Origin of the sequence: Streptomyces sp. NPDC096048, from assembly GCF_044763415.1 — a bacterium.
GTDB lineage: Bacteria > Actinomycetota > Actinomycetes > Streptomycetales > Streptomycetaceae > Streptomyces.
Window position 1 is genome coordinate 92,464 of the sequence record NZ_JBIWGG010000009.1, and the last position, 17,756, is coordinate 110,219.

17 protein-coding genes are annotated in these 17,756 nt (G+C 72.1%); 9 read left to right on the forward strand and 8 right to left on the reverse strand.

Going from position 1 to position 17,756, the window contains the following annotated elements; translation table 11 throughout:
• The first annotated feature begins 19 nt into the window (after positions 1-19).
• On the forward strand, positions 20-1,117 hold the full coding sequence (locus tag ACIQ6R_RS25010; protein WP_404223541.1) for a zinc-binding dehydrogenase: 1,098 nt from the start codon (positions 20-22) through the stop codon (positions 1,115-1,117).
• Between the two features lie 347 nt (positions 1,118-1,464).
• Here the strand turns inward: ACIQ6R_RS25010 and ACIQ6R_RS25015 are convergent, their stop codons facing one another.
• The 3 genes from ACIQ6R_RS25015 to ACIQ6R_RS25025 all read right to left on the reverse strand — a co-directional run bounded on the left by ACIQ6R_RS25015 (position 1,465) and on the right by ACIQ6R_RS25025 (position 3,890).
• On the reverse strand, positions 1,465-2,424 hold the full coding sequence (locus ACIQ6R_RS25015) for a DMT family transporter (RefSeq protein ID WP_404223542.1): 960 nt from the start codon (positions 2,422-2,424) through the stop codon (positions 1,465-1,467).
• Between the two features lie 63 nt (positions 2,425-2,487).
• Positions 2,488-3,201: an ArsR/SmtB family transcription factor gene (locus tag ACIQ6R_RS25020; RefSeq protein ID WP_404223545.1), complete on the reverse strand. Its 714-nt coding sequence runs from the start codon at positions 3,199-3,201 to the stop codon at positions 2,488-2,490.
• Between the two features lie 47 nt (positions 3,202-3,248).
• The gene (locus tag ACIQ6R_RS25025; protein ID WP_404223547.1) at positions 3,249-3,890 is read right to left on the reverse strand and encodes a TetR/AcrR family transcriptional regulator; all 642 of its coding nucleotides are present in this window, start codon (positions 3,888-3,890) and stop codon (positions 3,249-3,251) included.
• A 127-nt stretch (positions 3,891-4,017) separates the two neighbouring features.
• On the opposite strand from ACIQ6R_RS25025, the gene ACIQ6R_RS25030 reads away from it, so the two are divergent.
• From ACIQ6R_RS25030 to ACIQ6R_RS25040, 3 genes are all read left to right on the forward strand, one after another.
• Positions 4,018-5,169, forward strand: coding sequence for an acyl-CoA dehydrogenase family protein (locus tag ACIQ6R_RS25030; RefSeq protein WP_404223550.1), 1,152 nt, complete (start codon positions 4,018-4,020; stop codon positions 5,167-5,169).
• A gap of 88 nt (positions 5,170-5,257) precedes the next feature.
• Positions 5,258-5,548, forward strand: coding sequence for a YiaA/YiaB family inner membrane protein (locus tag ACIQ6R_RS25035; RefSeq protein ID WP_404223552.1), 291 nt, complete (start codon positions 5,258-5,260; stop codon positions 5,546-5,548).
• Between the two features lie 86 nt (positions 5,549-5,634).
• The gene (locus ACIQ6R_RS25040) at positions 5,635-6,279 is read left to right on the forward strand and encodes a TetR/AcrR family transcriptional regulator (RefSeq protein ID WP_404223554.1); all 645 of its coding nucleotides are present in this window, start codon (positions 5,635-5,637) and stop codon (positions 6,277-6,279) included.
• Here the strand turns inward: ACIQ6R_RS25040 and ACIQ6R_RS25045 are convergent.
• Entirely contained in the window at positions 6,270-6,731 is a 462-nt protein-coding gene (locus ACIQ6R_RS25045; RefSeq protein ID WP_404223556.1) for a MaoC family dehydratase, read from the reverse strand. The two genes, ACIQ6R_RS25040 and ACIQ6R_RS25045, sit on opposite strands and share 10 nt — an antisense overlap.
• Positions 6,732-6,861: 130 nt before the next feature.
• On the opposite strand from ACIQ6R_RS25045, the gene soxR reads away from it, so the two are divergent.
• The gene (gene soxR, locus ACIQ6R_RS25050) at positions 6,862-7,389 is read left to right on the forward strand and encodes a redox-sensitive transcriptional activator SoxR (RefSeq protein ID WP_404223558.1); all 528 of its coding nucleotides are present in this window, start codon (positions 6,862-6,864) and stop codon (positions 7,387-7,389) included.
• Between the two features lie 23 nt (positions 7,390-7,412).
• On the opposite strand, the gene ACIQ6R_RS25055 is transcribed toward soxR, so the two are convergent.
• Positions 7,413-8,150: a 3-keto-5-aminohexanoate cleavage protein gene (locus ACIQ6R_RS25055; protein ID WP_404223560.1), complete on the reverse strand. Its 738-nt coding sequence runs from the start codon at positions 8,148-8,150 to the stop codon at positions 7,413-7,415.
• Positions 8,151-8,247: 97 nt separating this feature from the next.
• A complete protein-coding gene (locus ACIQ6R_RS25060) occupies positions 8,248-8,850 on the reverse strand; it encodes a hypothetical protein (RefSeq protein WP_376675161.1) in 603 nt (200 codons plus the stop codon).
• A 221-nt stretch (positions 8,851-9,071) separates the two neighbouring features.
• Here ACIQ6R_RS25060 and ACIQ6R_RS25065 point away from each other — a divergent pair, with 221 nt between their 5' ends.
• Positions 9,072-11,903, forward strand: coding sequence for a penicillin acylase family protein (locus ACIQ6R_RS25065; RefSeq protein ID WP_404223562.1), 2,832 nt, complete (start codon positions 9,072-9,074; stop codon positions 11,901-11,903).
• 16 nt (positions 11,904-11,919) lie between these two features.
• Here ACIQ6R_RS25065 and ACIQ6R_RS25070 read toward each other — a convergent pair whose 3' ends face one another.
• Positions 11,920-13,185, reverse strand: coding sequence for an exo-beta-N-acetylmuramidase NamZ domain-containing protein (locus ACIQ6R_RS25070; RefSeq protein ID WP_404223564.1), 1,266 nt, complete (start codon positions 13,183-13,185; stop codon positions 11,920-11,922).
• 172 nt (positions 13,186-13,357) lie between these two features.
• On the opposite strand from ACIQ6R_RS25070, the gene ACIQ6R_RS25075 reads away from it, so the two are divergent.
• Genes ACIQ6R_RS25075 through ACIQ6R_RS25085 form a run of 3 tightly spaced genes read left to right on the forward strand, consistent with a single transcriptional unit; the run spans position 13,358 to position 16,432 of the window.
• Complete coding sequence (locus ACIQ6R_RS25075; protein ID WP_404179876.1) at positions 13,358-14,128, forward strand: SDR family oxidoreductase; 771 nt, start codon at positions 13,358-13,360, stop codon at positions 14,126-14,128.
• Positions 14,125-15,816, forward strand: coding sequence for a class I adenylate-forming enzyme family protein (locus ACIQ6R_RS25080; protein ID WP_404223566.1), 1,692 nt, complete (start codon positions 14,125-14,127; stop codon positions 15,814-15,816). Before ACIQ6R_RS25075 ends, ACIQ6R_RS25080 begins: the two co-directional genes overlap by 4 nt.
• A 22-nt stretch (positions 15,817-15,838) precedes the next feature.
• On the forward strand, positions 15,839-16,432 hold the full coding sequence (locus ACIQ6R_RS25085; protein WP_404180138.1) for a TetR/AcrR family transcriptional regulator: 594 nt from the start codon (positions 15,839-15,841) through the stop codon (positions 16,430-16,432).
• A gap of 106 nt (positions 16,433-16,538) precedes the next feature.
• On the opposite strand, the gene ACIQ6R_RS25090 is transcribed toward ACIQ6R_RS25085, so the two are convergent.
• Positions 16,539-17,753: an acyl-CoA dehydrogenase family protein gene (locus tag ACIQ6R_RS25090; RefSeq protein ID WP_404223568.1), complete on the reverse strand. Its 1,215-nt coding sequence runs from the start codon at positions 17,751-17,753 to the stop codon at positions 16,539-16,541.
• Positions 17,754-17,756 lie beyond the last annotated feature (3 nt).

Sequence of the window (17,756 nt, forward strand, 5' to 3'; positions counted from 1 at the left end):
CAGGGGAGTAGTCCACGTCATGGCCGTCCGTACCGCTGTCCGTGCCGCCGTCGTACCCGCCGTAGGCGCCCCGCTGGAGGTCACCGGGATCGAGCTGCCCGAGCCCGGCCCGGGGCAGGTCCGGGTGAAGCTCACCGCCGCCGGGGTCTGCCACTCCGACCTGTCCCTGTCCAACGGCACCATGCGCGTGCCTGTCCCCGCGGTCCTGGGCCACGAGGGCGCCGGCACGGTCCTCGCCGTCGGCGAGGACGTCACCCGCGTCGCGCCCGGCGACGACGTGGTCCTCAACTGGGCCCCGTCCTGCGGCGCCTGCCACGCCTGCTCGCTCGGCGAGGTCTGGCTGTGCGCCAACGCCCTGGCCGGCGCGGCCAACGTGCACGCCCGCCGCGCCGACGACGGCACCGACCTGCACCCCGGCCTGAACGTCGCCGCGTTCGCCGAGGAGACCGTCGTGGACGCCGGCTGCGTCCTGCCCGTCCCGGACGGCATCCCGCTCACCGACGCCGCCCTGCTCGGCTGCGCGGTCCTCACCGGCTACGGCGCCGTCCACCACTCGGCGAAGGTGCGCGAGGGCGAGACGGTCGCGGTGTTCGGCGTCGGGGGAGTGGGCCTCGCCGCGCTCCAGGCGGCCCGCATCGCGGGCGCGTCGAAGATCGTCGCGGTGGACGTGTCACCCGAGAAGGAGGAGCTGGCCCGCGCCGCCGGAGCCGGCGACTACCTGATCGCCTCCGACACCACCGCCCGCGAGATCCGCGCCCTCACCGGCAAGCAGGGCGTGGACGTCGCCGTCGAGTGCGTCGGCCGGGCCACCACCATCCGCACCGCCTGGGAGTCCACCCGGCGCGGCGGCCGCACCACGGTCGTCGGCATCGGCGGCAAGGACCAGCAGGTCACCTTCAACGCCCTGGAGATCTTCCACTGGGGCCGGACCCTCTCCGGCTGCGTCTACGGCAACGCCGACCCGGCCCGGGACCTCCCGGTACTGGCCGAACACGTCCGCGCCGGACGCCTGGACCTCGGCGCCCTGGTGACCGAGCGCATCGCCCTGGACGGCATCCCGGCGGCCTTCGAGAACATGCTGGCGGGCAAGGGCGGGCGGGCGCTGGTGGTGTTCTAGCCGCCCGCACCGCGAGCACGCGGGGGCACGGGGCGCCCACCGTCGCCCCCCCCGTGCCCCCGTTCGCGCACGTCTCGGCCCCCTGCGTGCCGTTGGGACCGCCAGGGTCGCCGTTCCATGAACATCCCGCACGACCGTCGACCACATACCGTCCGGTCAGCACGTTCCCGGGACGTCCCACACGTCCCCGACATCCCCCCGCACCACCCGGAGCGTGCACGTATGGTCACCACCCCCCTCCGCTCAGCCTCACCCAGCTGGTGCTGATCCCGGCCGCCGCAGCCCTGTCCCTCCCCGCAGCGCACCGCGCCCTGGCGTCCATCAAGGTGCTGTCCGACAGAGCGCGTTCACGCCGACCGCGAGGCGCTCTCGGGCCGCGACTGCGTGACCTCGTCCGGGGCCGCGGCCCGCACCCGCCTCCGGGACCGCGACACCGCGACGCCCGCCAGGCACAGCGCGCCGCCCGCCAGCGTGAGCGGCCCCGGCACCTCGCCCAGCGCCAGCCACGACATCAGGACGACGAGCGCGGGCACGGCGTACGTGGTCGCGCCCATGCGGCCCGCGGTCGTACGGGCCAGCGCGTACGCCCACGTCGTGAACGCCAGCGCGGTCGGGAACACGCCCAGGTACACCATGTTGAGCGTCGCGGAGACGGGCGCGTCGGCCGCCTCGGCCACCAACTGCCCCGTGAACGGCAGGCAGAGCACCGCCCCGACCAGGCACCCGAACGTCGTCACCTGAAGCGCGCTCGCGTGCCCCAGCGCGGGCTTCTGCGCCACCACCCCGCCCGCGTACGCCACGGCGGCCAGCAGGCACAGCACCACCCCGAACAGCGAGGAACCGCCCTCGCCGGACATCGACAGGCCCACGGTCACCGCACCGGCGAACGACACCGCCATCCCCGCCAGCAGCCGCGGCGGCAGTGCGTCCCCGAGCAGGCGGGCGCCGAGCAGCGCGATGAGGATCGGGCCGACGTTCACCACGAGGGCGGCCGTACCGGCGTCCACCTGCTGCTCGCCCCAGTTCAGGACGACCATGTAGAGGCCGAACCAGAGCAGCCCCGATATCGCGATGCCCCGCCAGGCGGGCCGCGGCGGCAGCCCCTCCCGGCGCAGCAGACAGATCACCCCGAGCGCCAGCACGCCCGACAGCAGCCGCCCGAGTGCCAGCGCGCCCGGCGAGTAGGCCTCGCCCGCGCTGCGGATCGACACGAAGGCGGAGGCCCACAGCACGACGGTGACCGTGGCGGCGCCTGCCGCGAGGACTTCCGGACGGCGGAGAGGGGCGGGGCGGTTGGTGCTCATCATGCTCCAGAGGCTAGGCGGCGGGAGATCGCTCCCGCTGGCGGATTTCGGACCGGGAACCAGTGCTCAGCGCAGTCCCGCCGGGTCGATGCCCAGCAGCTCGGACAGCGCGTCCTCGCCCGTGGGCGTCACCTTCACCGCCCGCTCCGAGCCGACGCGTACGCACCAGCCCGTGTCCAGGGCGTGCCGGCACAGGGCCGCGCCCGCGACGCCCGCGAGGTGCGGACGGCGCTCGGTCCAGTCGAGGCAGGCGCGGGCCAGCGGCCGGCGGCCGGTGGGCTTCAGGGCGATCCCGGCGGCCTCGAACCAGCCGAGCCCGGCGTCCGTGAGCGCGAAGCCGGTGTCCTGGCGCAGCAGACCGCGCCCGGTCAGCGCGTCGGTGACCGCGATGCCGAGCCGCCCGGCGAGGTGGTCGTAGCAGGTACGCCCCCGGGCCATCGCCGACCCGGCGCTCGACGCCCGCAGCGTACGCGGACGCCGCGCCGCGGCCTCGGGCGCGACCTGTGCGGCCAGGTCCTCCACCAGTTGCGCGACCCGCTCGTCGGCCAGCCGCACGTACCGGTGCCGCCCCTGCCGCTCCTCGGCGAGCAGCCCGCCTCCGACGAGCTTGCCCAGGTGCTCGCTCAGCGTCGAGGCGGCGACCCCCGCGTGCCGGGCCAGCTCACCGGCGGTCCACGCCCGCCCGTCGAGCAGCGCCAGCAGACAGGCGGCCCTGGTCTCGTCGGCGATCAGCCCGGCCAGCCGCGCGAGCCCCGGCGCTCCGGCGTCCTTCTCGGTCATGCGTCCCAGGATGCGGTATGCACGGTTCGGTGAGCGCCGAAGTGTCCTCAGGCGTCCCGCGCCACCTGCGCGTACTGCTGCGCCAGCCCGTCCAGCAGTGCCGTCAGCCCGGTCTCGAAGGCCCGCTCGTCGATCTTCTCCTGCTGCTCGGCCAGGAGGTGGGCCTGCTGGAGGTGCGGGTAGTCGGCGGGGTCGTAGGCGCCGGCGTCGTCCACGAAGCCGCCGGCGAAGGAACCCAGCGCCGAGCCCATGATGAAGTACCGCATCAGCGCGCCGATGGACGTGGCCTGGGCCGGGGGCCAGCCCGCCGCGACCATCGCGCCGTAGACGGCGTCCGCGAGGTGCAGCGCGGCCGGGCGGCGGCCGGGGCCGTGGGCCAGAACGGGGACGATGTTGGGGTGATCGCGCAGCGCCGCCCGGTAGGAGACGGCCCAGTCGTGCAGCGCCGTCCGCCACTCCCGGCCGTCCTCGAACATCGACAGGTCGACCTGCGCGCTCACCGAGTCGGCGACCGCCTCCAGGATCTCGTCCTTGGTGCGGAAGTGGTTGTAGAGCGAGGGCCCGCTGACTCCCAGCTCCGCGGCGAGCCGGCGCGTGGAGACGGCCGCGAGGCCCTCCGCGTCCACCAGGGCGCGGGCCGTCTCGACGATCCGGTCGGTGCTGAGCAGGGGCTTGCGCGGTCGGGCCATGGCGCACATAGTAGGGCTGCGGCTATAAACTAGCAGTGCTAATTTAAAGGTCCGGCTTTCAAGATCCGTTTTCGCGGCCCGTTTTCGCGGTCCGTCATTCAGTCCGTCTTCTGTGGGGTGACTCGGCATGAACCTGGAGCTCAGCGAGGAGCAGAGCGCCGTACGGCAGCTCGCGCGGGACTTCGTGGAGCGCGAGATAGCCCCGCACGTCGTCGCCTGGGACCGCGCCGAGGAGGTGGACCGGTCCATCGTGAAGAAGCTCGGTGAGGTCGGCTTCCTCGGGCTGACCGTCGACGAGGAGTACGGCGGCTCCGGCGGCGACCACCTCGCGTACTGCCTGGTGACGGAGGAACTGGGCCGCGGCGACAGCTCCGTGCGCGGGATCGTGTCCGTCTCCCTCGGCCTGGTCGCCAAGACGATCGCCGCCTGGGGCGACGAGGAGCAGAAGCGGCGCTGGCTGCCGGGGCTCACCTCCGGCGAGTACGTCGGCTGCTTCGGCCTCACGGAGCCCGGCACGGGCTCGGACGCCGGGAACCTCTCCACGCGCGCGGTCCGCGACGGCGACGACTACGTCATCAACGGCACGAAGATGTTCATCACCAACGGCACCTGGGCCGACATCGTGCTGCTCTTCGCCCGCTCCACGGACGCCCCCGGCCACAAGGGCGTCTCCGCCTTCCTCGTGCCCACCGACACCCCCGGGCTGACCCGCCGCACCATCCACGGCAAGCTCGGGCTGCGCGGCCAGGCCACCGCCGAGCTGGTGCTGGAGGACGTCCGCGTGCCCGCCTCCGCCATGCTGGCCCCCGAGGGCAAGGGCTTCACGGTCGCCATGTCGGCCCTCGCCAAGGGGCGGATGTCGGTCGCGGCCGGCTGCGTCGGCATAGCCCAGGCCGCACTGGACGCCGCTGTGCGGTACGCGGGCGAGCGCGAGCAGTTCGGGAAGACCATCGCCCACCACCAGCTGGTGCAGGAGCTGATCAGCGACATCGCCCTCGACGTGGACGCGGCCCGGCTGCTGACCTGGCGGGTCGCCGACCTGATCGACCGCGGGCAGCCGTTCACCGTGGAGTCCTCCAAGGCCAAACTGTTCGCCTCGGAGGCGGCCGTGCGCGCCGCGAACAACGCGCTGCAGGTCTTCGGCGGCTACGGCTACATCGACGAGTACCCGGCCGGCAAGCTGCTGCGCGACGCACGCGTGATGACCCTCTACGAGGGCACCAGCCAGATTCAGAAGCTGGTCATCGGGCGCGCGCTGACCGGGGTTTCGGCCTTCTGAGCCCCTGCCGGAACCGGAGGCCGTCTGAGTACGGGAACTGAGTACGTCGGCGGATGTGGCCCGGGCCACATCCGCCGATCCTTTTCCCATGAGTGACACAGCGGTCAAGCAGCAGAGCACGGCGGCCTTCTACGGGCAGGCCGTGGTTTCGTTCGCGGTGGCGATGATCGCCACCGCCGTCGGTATCTACAACCTCCAGGCCGACGCCTGGGTGCGTGCCTTCCTCGCCGTCGCCGTCCTGTACCTCGTCACCTCGGCCTTCACGCTGGCCAAGATCATCCGTGACCGTCAGGAGGCCGGGCAGATAGTGAGCCGTGTCGACCAGGCCCGGCTGGACAAGCTCCTCGCCGAGCACGACCCGTTCGAGAAGCTCGGGTGACGCGTCCGCCCGACGACTGCCGCTAAGCGATCGCTCAGATCCGGCGGTATGGTGGTGCTCCTGTCACCGAGAGGGGCGAACAAGCGATGAGTACGGCGGCCGAGACGACGGGCGGCGACATCGAGCCGTGGGAAGAGGTCACCCCGGACGCGGCCCGGCGGCTCCTGGTCGCCGCGGTGGAGGCCTTCGCCGAGCGCGGGTACCACGCGACCACGACCCGCGACATCGCCGGGCGCGCCGGCATGAGCCCGGCCGCGCTCTACATCCACTACAAGACCAAGGAAGAGCTGCTCCACCGCATCAGCCGGATCGGCCACGACCGGGCGGTCGCCATCCTGCGGGCCGCGGCCCAGGGGGAGGGCAGTGCCGCCGAGCGGCTCGCCGACGCCGTGGGCTCCTTCGTGCGCTGGCACGCCGGGCGGCGCACGACCGCGCGGGTGGTGCAGTACGAGCTGGACGCGCTCGGCCCCGAGGCCCGCGACGAGATCCTCACGCTGCGCCGGCAGTGCGATGCCGCAGTGCGCGGCATCATCGACGACGGTGTGGCGTCGGGCGAGTTCGACGTGCCGGACGTGAAGGGCACGACGCTCGCCGTGCTGTCGCTCTGCATCGACGTGGCCCGCTGGTTCAACGTGAACGGCCCCCGGACGCCCGACGAGGTCGGCGCGCTCTACGCCGACCTCGTGCTGCGGATGGTGGGAGCCGAACCCTCCGGCGTCGCTCAGAGGTAATAGCGCGAGACCGACTCGGCGACACACACCGGCTTGTCGCCGCCCTCGCGCTCCACGGTGAAGGCGACGGCCACCTGGATCCCTCCCTTGACGTCCTCGACGCCGGTGATCGTCGCCGTGGCGCGCAGCCGCGAGCCGACCGGGACGGGGGAGGGGAAGCGGACCTTGTTGGTGCCGTAGTTGACGCCCATCTTCACGCCCTCGACGGCGATCAGCTGCGGTCCGAAGAGCGGGAGCAGTGACAGGGTCAGATAGCCGTGCGCGATGGTGGTGCCGAACGGGCCCGTGGCCGCCTTCTCCGGGTCCACGTGGATCCACTGATGGTCGCCGGTCGCCTCCGCGAACAGGTCGATCCGCTTCTGGTCGACGTCCACCCAGTCGGTGTATCCCAGCTGCTCGCCCACCGCCGCCTTCACCTCGTCGGCGGATGTGAAGATCCTCGGCTCTGCCATGTCCCGGCCTCTCTGCTCGCTCGACCTACGCACGCGACTCTAAGCGACTGCTTAGCATGGTCGCCGGCGAAGCTCATGTCAACGGGCCGGGGGGCACCGCGGGGGTGACGGGATCGGTAGGGTTCGAGGAGTGCCTCAGATTCCCGAGAAGATTCAAGAGCTCACGGTCGGCCAGCTCGCCGCGCGCAGCGGCGCCGCCGTCTCCGCCCTGCACTTCTACGAGTCCAAAGGGCTGATCAGCAGTCGCCGCACCTCGGGCAACCAGCGCCGCTACAGCCGCGACGCGCTGCGCCGGGTCGCGTTCGTGCGCGCGGCGCAGCGCGTCGGCATCCCGCTCGCCACGGTCCGCGAGGCGCTCACCGAGCTGCCGGAGGAGCGCACGCCCACCGAGGACGACTGGGCCCGGCTCTCCGAGGCCTGGCGCTCCGAACTGGACGAGCGGATCAAGCAGCTGAACCGGCTGCGCGACCACCTCACCGACTGCATCGGCTGCGGCTGCCTGTCCCTGGACACCTGTGTCCTGTCCAACCCCGACGACGTCTTCGGCGAACGCCTCACCGGCTCCCGCCTGCTGGTGGAGCGCCGCGACTCCGCGGCCACCCGTCGCGAGACCGCGGCCGCGGGCCATGGCGGAACCGAGGTGGAGCGCGGCGACTGACGGTCCGGTGACCCGGCCCCGCGTCAGACGCCGCCCTGCCGTGCCGAGGCCCACTCGGCCAGCCCCGCGGTGACCAGCTCGGCGTTGGACGCGGCCCGGCGGCCGTCCGGCAGGAGCAGGGTGTCCTCCAGGCCGATGCGGGCCGGGAGACCCAGCCGGCCGGCCAGACGCAGGACCGGCCAGGCACCGGCGTCCTCGCCGTGCAACAGGACGGGGCGGCCGTGGGCCGCACCGAGTGCGGTCAGCAGGGTGTGCGCGGAGTCCTCCGCGGTCGCCGGGCCGGTGTCCGTGACCTCCGCCAGCACCCGCAGCACCTTCGGCCCGAGCGGTGAGCGCAGGAACAGGGCCGCGCCGTCCGTGCCCGACCAGACGCCGGCCTCCACGCCCACCCCGCGCTCGATCAACGCGGCGGCGACCTCCTCGGCGCCCGGCTCGTGCCAGTTGACCGAGGCGTGGTCGGGCAGGGTCGTCCAGCTCCGTACCCGGGCCGCCCGGGCGGCGGGATCGGGCTCGGCCCAGGCACCCGTCGTCACGCCGACCGGCACCGGCGCCGGCAGCCGTGCGCGTATCGCCTCCAGCGTGGCCGCGAGTACGCGCGGCGACAACGTGTCCTGTCCGCAGGGTGTCTTGGGATGGACGTGGACATCCGTGGCTCCGGCGGCCACCGCCGCGGCCACGGAATCGGCGATCACCTCCGGCGACAGCGGCACCACCGCGCCGTCGCCGCTCCCGCGGGCTCCGTTCACACACACCTGGATCATTCCCCCATGGTGCGGGTCACCACTGACAACGCCCGCCTGCCGCGACCCCGTACGGGCCGTCGGGGGTGCGGCATCCCCGGCACACCCCCGCGGTCGGCTACGCCGACATCAGCAACCGTCCCCGCCGGGCGTCCGCCAGCGCGTCGGGGGTGAGGACGGGCCGCGGGACGAGGATTCCGCAGTCCGTGCAGACGGGACCCGTGGAGGGTTCGTGGTCCAGGTCGTACTTCCAGACGAGGCGCTCCCCGTCGCAGACCGGGCACACGGACCCCGGTTCACGCTCCAGCGCGGAGATCAGACCGCGCAGCACCTCCGCCAGCGGCCCGTCGGGATGGACACGGGGGTCGTCGCACCAGGCGACCCCGAAACCGCCCCAGGTCAGCCGGTGCCAGTCGTCCACGCTGCCCGGCCTGCGCAGCCCGTCGTGCTTCTCCTTCCTGCGCCGCTCGGCGAACCCGACCTCGTAGGCCAGCCACACCGAACGCGCCGCCTCCAGCTCCTCCAGTGCGGCCACGAGCCGCGCCGGTTCGGGGGAGCGGTCCTCGGGACCGAACCCGGCCCGCGAGCACAGATGGTCCCAGGTCGCCCTGTGCCCGTAAGGGGCGAACCGCTCAAGGCACTTGCGCAGCGAATAGCGCCGTAGCGCCAGGTCGCACCGTGGATCGCGGACCTGTCTCGCCAGACTCCGGAAACCGGCCATCGCCCTGCACCTCCGTCACACCTGCACCTGTACTTCGGTTACTTCGGCGTCGTCGTACGGACGTCGCCGAATAGACGTATCGACACGCGATTCGGCTCCATCCGATTTCCGATGCCCCTCATAAGCCGATCCACCCGCTCAAAAAAGTGACGCGTGTTCATCTTCCAACTCGGGGATACCGGCGGTAACGTCCGGCCCACCCCACGTCGGGAGGAGCTGCCATGCCACGGCGCACCCCACGCAACGCCCTCGACAGACTGAGAACTCCCCGCGGCTTCCACGGGTTCCTGAAGGGCGCGTCCGTATGCGCCCTTATCGCCGGCCTTTTGTCGCCGCTTTCCCCCGCGATGGCCGTCGGAACGGCTCCCACCTCGGAGAAGACCGCACCGGCGACAGCCGAAACGATCTCGAAAGCAGCGGCCAACGACCATTGCGGCGGCCAGTGTTCCGACATCCTGCCGCCCGGTCAGAACGGCAACGCCACCCTGGCCCAGATCCTCCTCAACCAGGCCTTCGGCACCCAGCCCGCCCACGCCGAGGACCAGCTGGGGCCCTACGCCGGCCTCGCCACCGGCTACTCCGGCCTCACCAACGACAAGATCAACACCTTCTTCAACGACGCCTCCTTCGGCGTCCCCGCCGGACAGGTCGCCTCCACCGTCCGCCCGGCCGGCCGCACGGACGTGACCATCGTCCGCGACAAGAAGACCGGTGTGCCGCACATCACCGGCACCACCCGCTACGGCACCGAGTTCGGCGCCGGCTACGCCGCGGCCCAGGACCGGCTGTGGCTGATGGACCTCTTCCGGCACGTCGGACGAGGCCAGTTGACCCCCTTCGCCGGCGGCGCCCCCGCCAACCAGGGACTCGAGCAGCAGTTCTGGCGCAGCGCCCCGTACACCGAGGCCGACCTCGCCGCGCAGATCGAGAGCGCCGCCGCCGAGGCCGGCGAGCGCGGCGAGCTGGCCCTGGCCGACGTGGACGCCTACGTCGCCGGCGTCAACGCCTACATCGACGCCTCCGACAAGGGCCGCTACTTCCCCGGCGAGTACGTCCTGACCGGCCACAAGAACGCCGTCACCAACGCCGGCACCATCGAGCACTTCAAGCGCACCGACCTGATCGCGCTGGCCTCCGTCATCGGTTCCCTCTTCGGCGCGGGCGGCGGCGGCGAGGTCACCAACGCGCTCTCGCTGCTCGCCGCCCAGGAGAAGTACGGCGTGGCCGAGGGCACCGAGGTCTGGGAGTCCTTCCGCCAGCGCAACGACCCCGAGGCGGTCCTCACCCAGCACGCCGGCAGCTTCCCGTACCTGCCCGCACCGGACGACCCCCAGGGCCGCGCCCTGCCCGACGCCGGCTCGGTCGAGGCGGAACCGCTGGTGTACGACCGTATGGGCAGCGCCGCCGCGTCGAGCGCGACCGGTGCCTCCGCCGCGGCGGCGGACGCGGCCGTGACCTCGGCCCGGCGCGGCATGTCCAACGCCCTCGTCGTCAGCGGCGAGCACACCGCGAGTGGCCACCCGGTCGCCGTCTTCGGCCCGCAGACCGGCTACTTCGCGCCGCAGCTCCTCATGCTCCAGGAGATCCAGGGTCCGGGCATCAGCGCCCGCGGCGCCTCCTTCGCGGGCCTGAGCATGTACGTCGAACTCGGCCGCGGCCAGGACTACGCGTGGAGCGCGACCACCTCCGGTCAGGACATCATCGACACCTACGCCGTCGAACTGTGCCAGGACGACTACCACTACCTGTACCGCGGCACCTGCACGCCGATGGAGAAGATCGAGCGGAAGAACGCCTGGAAGCCGACCGTCGCCGACTCCACCGCGGCCGGCTCCTACACGATGCGGGTCTGGCGCACCGAGTACGGTCCGGTCGAGTACCGCGCCACGGTCGGCGGCAAGAAGGTCGCCTACACCACCCTGCGCTCCTCGTTCATGCACGAGGCCGACTCGATCATCGGCTTCCAGATGCTGAACGACCCGGACTACCTGAACAGCCCCGAGCGCTTCCGGAGCGCCGTCCAGAACATCAACTACACCTTCAACTGGTTCTACGCCGACTCCGAGCACACCGCGTACTACAACAGCGGCGACAACCCGGTACGGGCGAACGGCGTCGACGCCGACTTCCCGGTCTGGGCGCGAGCGGCGTACGAGTGGAAGGACTGGGCCCCGGGCGTCAACACGGCCCGGTACACACCGGCATCCGCCCACCCCCAGTCCGTCGACCAGGACTACTACGTCTCCTGGAACAACAAGCAGGCCAGGGACTACACCACCGCCCCCTGGGGCAACGGCTCCGTCCACCGCGGCAACCTGCTCGACGACCGGGTGAAGCAGCTGGTCGCCGACGGCGGCGTCACCCGCGCCGCCCTGGTGAAGGCCATGGCCGAGGCGGGCCTGGCCGACCTGCGGGCCGAGGACGTACTGCCCGGCCTGCTGAAGGTGATCGACTCGGCGCCGGTGACCGACCCCGCGGCCCGGGCGGCCGTGGACCGGCTCCAGGCGTGGCTCGCGGCGGGCTCCCTGCGCACGGAGACCTCGGCCGGTGCCAAGAAGTACGCGCACGCCGACGCGATCCGCACCCTGGACGCCTGGTGGCCGCTGCTGGTGAGGGCCGAGTTCGAACCGGGCCTCGGCAGCGACCTGTACACCGCCTTCACCCGCAACCTGCCCGTCGACGAGTCCCCGTCCGCCGCGCACGGCCCGACCGGCGCACACGCCGGCAGCGCCTTCCAGTACGGCTGGTGGAGCTACGTCGACAAGGACATCCGATCCGTGCTCGGCGAGTCCGTCGAGGGGCCGCTCGCGCGCGCGTACTGCGGCGACGGCGACCTCGCCGCCTGCCGGGACACCCTGCTCTCCACCCTGAAGGAGGCGGCGGGCCGGACGCCCGCCCAGGTCTATCCCGGCGACGACAACTGCTCGGCGGGCGACCAGTGGTGCGCCGACTCGGTGATCCACCGCACCCTCGGCGGCATCGGGCACGGCGGGATCGGCTGGCAGAACCGGCCGACCTACCAGCAGGTCGTGGAGTTCACGTCCCACCGGTGACCGGCCGGTCCCGCGGTCACCTGTAGAGGAGGTACTGGCGGCGCGTCCTGCGGAACGCCGCCAGTTCCTCCTCCCAGCCGCCCACCACCTCGTCGGTGTCCGCGCCCGCGTCGATCATCGTGCGCACCTGCGTGGAGCCGGTGAGCTTGTCGATCCAGTTGTCCGACCGCCAGGCGAAGCCGTCCCAGGTCCGCTTGGCGGTCACCAGGAGGGCGATTCCGGTGCGCACCGGGTCGAAGGCGGCCCGGTCGTGCACGTGGAGCTGCACGCCGCCGACGGTCTTCCCCTGGAACTTGGAGAAGGTGGGCGCGAAGTACGCCTCCCTGAAGCGCACGCCGGGCAGGCCGAGACCGTTCGCGGCGGCGGCCCAGCTCCCGTCGATGCCCTCCGCTCCGATCAGCTCGAACGGACGGGTGGTGCCGCGCCCCTCCGACAGGTTCGTGCCCTCGAACAGACACGTGCCCGAGTAGACGAGGGCGCACTCCGGCGTCGGCATGTTGGGGCTCGGCGGCACCCAGGGCAGCCCGGAGGCGTCGTAGAACTCCGAGCGCTTCCAGCCCGACATCGCGACCGTCTCCAGCGGCACCGGCGACGTCAGGAACTCGCCGTTGAAGAGCCGCGCCAGCTCGGCGACCGTCATGCCGTGCGCCTGGGCGATCGGTTGCCGGCCGACGAAGGTCGCGAACTCCTTGTGCAGGATAGGGCCCAGCGCCGCCCGCCCGGTCACCGGGTTCGGCCGGTCCAGGACCACGAACCGCTTGCCCGCGAGCCGGGCCGACTCCATGCAGTCGAACAGCGTCCAGATGTACGTGTAGAAGCGCGCGCCGACGTCCTGGATGTCGAAGACGACGGTGTCCACACCGGACGCCGTGAAGATGTCCGCGAGCGGCTGTCCGCTCTTCAGGTACGTGTCGTAGACCGGCAGGCCGGTCGCGGGGTCGTCGTAGCGGCCCTCGGAGCCGCCCGCCTGCGCGGTGCCGCGGAAGCCGTGCTCGGGGCCGAAGACGGCGGTCAGGTTCACGCGGTCGTCGGCGTGCATGACGTCGACGATGTGGCGTACGTCCCGGGTGATGCCGGTCGGATTGGTGACGACGCCGACCTTCTGTCCGTCGAGGAGGGCGTAACCGTCGTCGGCGAGGCGCTCGAAACCGGTGCGCGGCCGGCGGCCGCCGTGGCCTCCGGGCGCGGCCTGTGCCGTTCCCGTCGTGGCGGCCGCGGCCGCCGTGGTGGTGGCCGCCACCGCGGCCGTCGTGGCGAGCAGGGACCGTCTGGACAGCGTCATGCGGTGACCTCCGTGATCGCGGCGGGTGTCATGCGCACGCACGCTAACCCGCGCCGCGTGCCGCACGGAATGGAGTAGACCGCGCTTCGCCTCTTCCGTCGCACATACCGACTGGTTAGTCTGACGCTGCAACGGGGAGCGAGCAGTGCCCGAGCCGTGTCGAAGGAGACCGATGGTGGAAGCCGTGCAGGATGCCGGAGTCGTCGTCACCGGGGCGGGAGGCGGCATCGGCGCCGCGCTGGCCCGCCGCTTCGCCGCCGAGGGTGCCCGGGTCGTCGTCAATGACCTGGACGCCGACCGGGCCGAAGCCGTCGCCGACGAGATCGGCGGCATCGCGGTCCCGGGCGACGCCTCCACGATCGTCACCGAGGCCCGCGAGGCGCTGGGCGGCACGGTCGACGTGTACTGCGCCAACGCGGGCGTCGGCTGCGGGGGAACGGAGGCCGCCGAGGAGACCGTCTGGGCACTCGCCTGGGACGTCAACGTCATGGCCCACGTGCGGGCGGCCCACGAACTGATCCCCGACTGGCTGGAGCGCGGCAGCGGCCGCTTCGTCTCCACCGTCTCGGCCGCCGGACTGCTCACCATGATCGGTGCCGCGCCCTACAGCGTCACCAAGCACGGCGCGTACGCCTTCGCCGAGTGGCTGTCCCTGACGTACCGCCACCGCGGGATCAAGGTGCACGCCATCTGCCCGCAGGGCGTGCGCACCGACATGCTCACCGCGAGCGGCAGCGCGGGGCAACTGGTGCTCCAGCCCACCGCGATCGAGCCGCAGGACGTCGCGGACGCCCTCTTCAAGGGCATCGAGGAGGACCGCTTCCTGATCCTGCCGCACCCCGAGGTCGCCGAGTACTACCAGGCCCGCGCCGCCGAGCCCGACCGCTGGCTGCACGGCATGAACCGGCTCCAGCGGCAGTGGGAGGAGGCGACGGCCCGATGACCGGCTCCCGGTACGCGGCCAAACCGTGGCTGGACCTGCTGACCGACGTCCAGAAGGCCCCGCTCGACCCGGACGCCTCCCTGGTGCACGCCCTGCGCCGGGCCGCCGCCGAGGCACCCGACCGCGCCTTCCTCGCCTACTTCGACGGCCGCCTCACCTACCGCGAGGTGGACGAACTGAGCGACTCCGTCGCCGGGCACCTCGCCGCGCGCGGCCTGGAGCGCGGCGACCGGGTGGCGGTCCTGCTGCAGAACTCCCCGCACTTCGTGCTCGCCGTCCTCGGCGCCTGGAAGGCGGGAGCGGTGGTCGTGCCCGTCAACCCCATGTACAAGGCGGGGGAGGTCGGCCACGTCCTGCGGGACGGCGAGGTGGCCGCCCTGATCTGCTCCGACCGGGCCTGGGAGTCGTACCTGCGCGAGACGGCGGCCGACTCGCCGGTGCGGATCGTGCTCACCGGGTGCGAGTTGGACTTCCAGACCCGCCAGGACGCACGCGTGCTGGCCTTCGAGCGGCTGCCGGGCGCCACCGACGCCGACGACCTCGCGGACGTGGCCCGCGCCGGACACCGGGCACCGGAGGGCCGCGACCCGGAGCCCGGCGACACCGCGCTCATCAGCTACACCTCGGGCACCAGCGGCACGCCCAAGGGCGCCACCAACACACACCGCAACATCATGTACAACGCGGAGCGGCAGCGCACCGGGCTCGGTCTGCCCGAGGCCCCGGTCTACTTCGCGCTGGCGCCGCTGTTCCACATCACCGGCATGGTCTGCGAGTTCGGGGCCTGCCTGAACAGCGTGGGCACGCTCGTCCTGGCGTACCGCTTCGAGGCGGGTGTCGTGCTGGACGCCTTCGCCGAGCACCGGCCGCACTACACGGTCGGCCCGTCCACCGCCTTCATGGCGCTGGCCGCCCACCCGTCCGTCACCCGCGAGCACTTCGCCTCCTTCGCGAACATCTCCTCCGGCGGCGCCCCGCTGCCGCCCGCCCTGGTGGAGAAGTTCCGCGCGGGCTTCGGGCCGTACATCCGCAACGGCTACGGGCTCACCGAGTGCACCGCTCCCTGCGCCTCCGTACCGCCCCACCTGGAGGCGCCCGTCGACCCGGTCTCCGGGACCCTCGCCGTCGGCGTCCCCGGCCCCGAGACCGACGTCCGGATCGTCGACGAGCAGGGCGCGGAGGTGCCCTTCGGGGAGCAGGGCGAGATCGTGGTCAGCGGTCCGCAGGTCGTTCCCGGCTACTGGCGGCGCCCCGACGCCACCGCCGAGACCTTCCCCGGCGGCGAGCTGCGCACCGGTGACATCGGCTTCATGGACGCCCAGGGGTGGCTCTACGTCGTCGACCGCAAGAAGGACATGATCAACGCCTCCGGCTTCAAGGTCTGGCCGCGCGAGGTCGAGGATGTCCTCTACACCCATCCGGCGGTGCGCGAGGCGGCCGTCGTCGGCGTGCCCGACGGGTACCGCGGGGAGACCGTCAAGGCGTACATCAGCCTCCGTCCGGGTGCCGAGACGGCTCCGGACGCACTCGCCGCGTACTGCGAGGAGAGACTGGCCGCGTACAAGTACCCGCGCCAGGTGGAGATCCTGCCCGACCTGCCGAAGACGGCGAGTGGGAAGATCCTCCGTCGGGAACTGCGTTCCCGTACCCGACAGGACGAACAGAAACGGCCACTGAACGGCCGCTGAAAAGGAAAGGCAGGTGACGGCAGTGCCCAGGACCACGGACGGGGACGGCACTCCGGTGCCGCAGCGGCTCCTGGCCGCCGCCACCCGGCTCTTCGCTGAGCAGGGCTACGACCGCACCTCGGTACAGGAGATCGTGGAGGCGGCCGGCGTCACCAAGGGAGCGCTGTACCACTACTTCGGCTCCAAGGACGACCTCCTGCACGAGGTGTACGCCCGAGTGCTGCGTCTGCAGCAGGAACGCCTGGACGCCTTCGCGGACTCCGACGAGCCGGTCGAGACGCGGGTGCGGGACGCGGCGGCCGACGTCGTCGTCACCACCATCGACAACCTCGACGACGCGTCGATCTTCTTCCGCTCCATGCACCAGCTGAGCCCGGAGAAGAACAAGCAGGTGCGCGCGGAGCGCCGGCGCTACCACGAACGCTTCCGCGCGCTCATCGAGGAGGGCCAGCAGGCCGGCGTCTTCACCAAGGAGACACCGGCCGACCTGGTGGTGGACTACCACTTCGGCTCCATCCACCACCTGTCCACCTGGTACCGGCCCGACGGCCCGCTCAGCCCCCAGGAGGTCGCCGACCACCTGGCCGACCTGCTGCTGCGGGCACTGCGCCCCTGAGACGGCGCCCCCCGGGCCGCGGGGGGCGCCGCTTCGTTCCCGGGTTTCTCGTTCCCGGGTACTTCTCGGTCTACAGGTGCTTCTCGATCTACAGGTGCCTCTTGATCTACAGGTACTTCTTGATCTCCCGGCGCGCCAGCGAGCGCTGGTGGACCTCGTCCGGGCCGTCGGCGATCATCAGCGTCCGGGCGCCCGCGTAGAGCTCGGCCAGCGGGAAGTCCTGGCTCACGCCGCCCGCGCCGTGCAACTGGATGGCCCGGTCGATGATGTCGACCACCGCGCGGGGCGTGGCGATCTTGATGGCCTGGATCTCGGCGTGGGCGCCCCGGTTGCCCACGGTGTCCATCAGCCAGGCGGTCTTGAGCACCAGGAGCCGCAGTTGCTCGACGGTGACGCGCGCGTCCGCGATCCAGTTGTGGACCACGCCCTGCTGGGCCAGCGGCTTGCCGAAGGCCTCGCGGGACACCGCGCGGCGGCACATCAGCTCGATCGCCCGCTCGGCCATGCCGATCAGCCGCATGCAGTGGTGGATGCGGCCCGGACCGAGGCGGGCCTGGGCGATGGCGAAGCCGCCGCCCTCCTCGCCGATCAGGTTCGACACCGGCACGCGCGCGTGGTCGAAGGTCACCTCGGCGTGGCCGCCGTGGTAGTGGTCCTCGTAGCCGAAGACCTGCATCGCGCGGTCGACGGTCACGCCGGGCGTGTCGCGCGGAACCAGCACCATGGACTGCTGGCGGCGGATGTCCTCGCCGTCCGGGTCGGTCTTGCCCATCACGATGAAGATCCGGCAGTCCGGGTTCATCGCCCCGGAGATGTACCACTTGCGGCCGGTGATGACGTACTCGTCGCCGTCGCGCTCGATGTGCGTGGTGATGTTCGTGGCGTCCGAGGAGGCCACGTCCGGCTCGGTCATCGCGAACGCCGAGCGGATCTCACCGGCGAGCAGGGGCTGGAGCCACTGCTTCTTCTGCGCCTCGTCGGCGAACTGGGCCAGCACCTCCATGTTCCCGGTGTCCGGCGCCGCGCAGTTCGTCGCCGTCGGGGCCAGCTGCGGGCTGCGGCCGGTGATCTCGGCGAGCGGCGCGTACTGGAGGTTGGTGAGGCCGGCGCCGTGCTCGGCGTCGGGGAGGAAGAGGTTCCACAGGCCCTGACGGCGGGCCTCGGCCTTCAGCTCCTCCACGACCCGCGGGGTGTCCCAGGGAGAGGCGAGCCGGGCTCGCTGCTCGTGGGCGACCCGCTCGGCCGGGTAGACGTGCTCGTCCATGAAGGCGAGCAGCTTGGCGCGGAGTTCCTCGGTGCGTGCGTCGAACGCGAAGTCCATGAC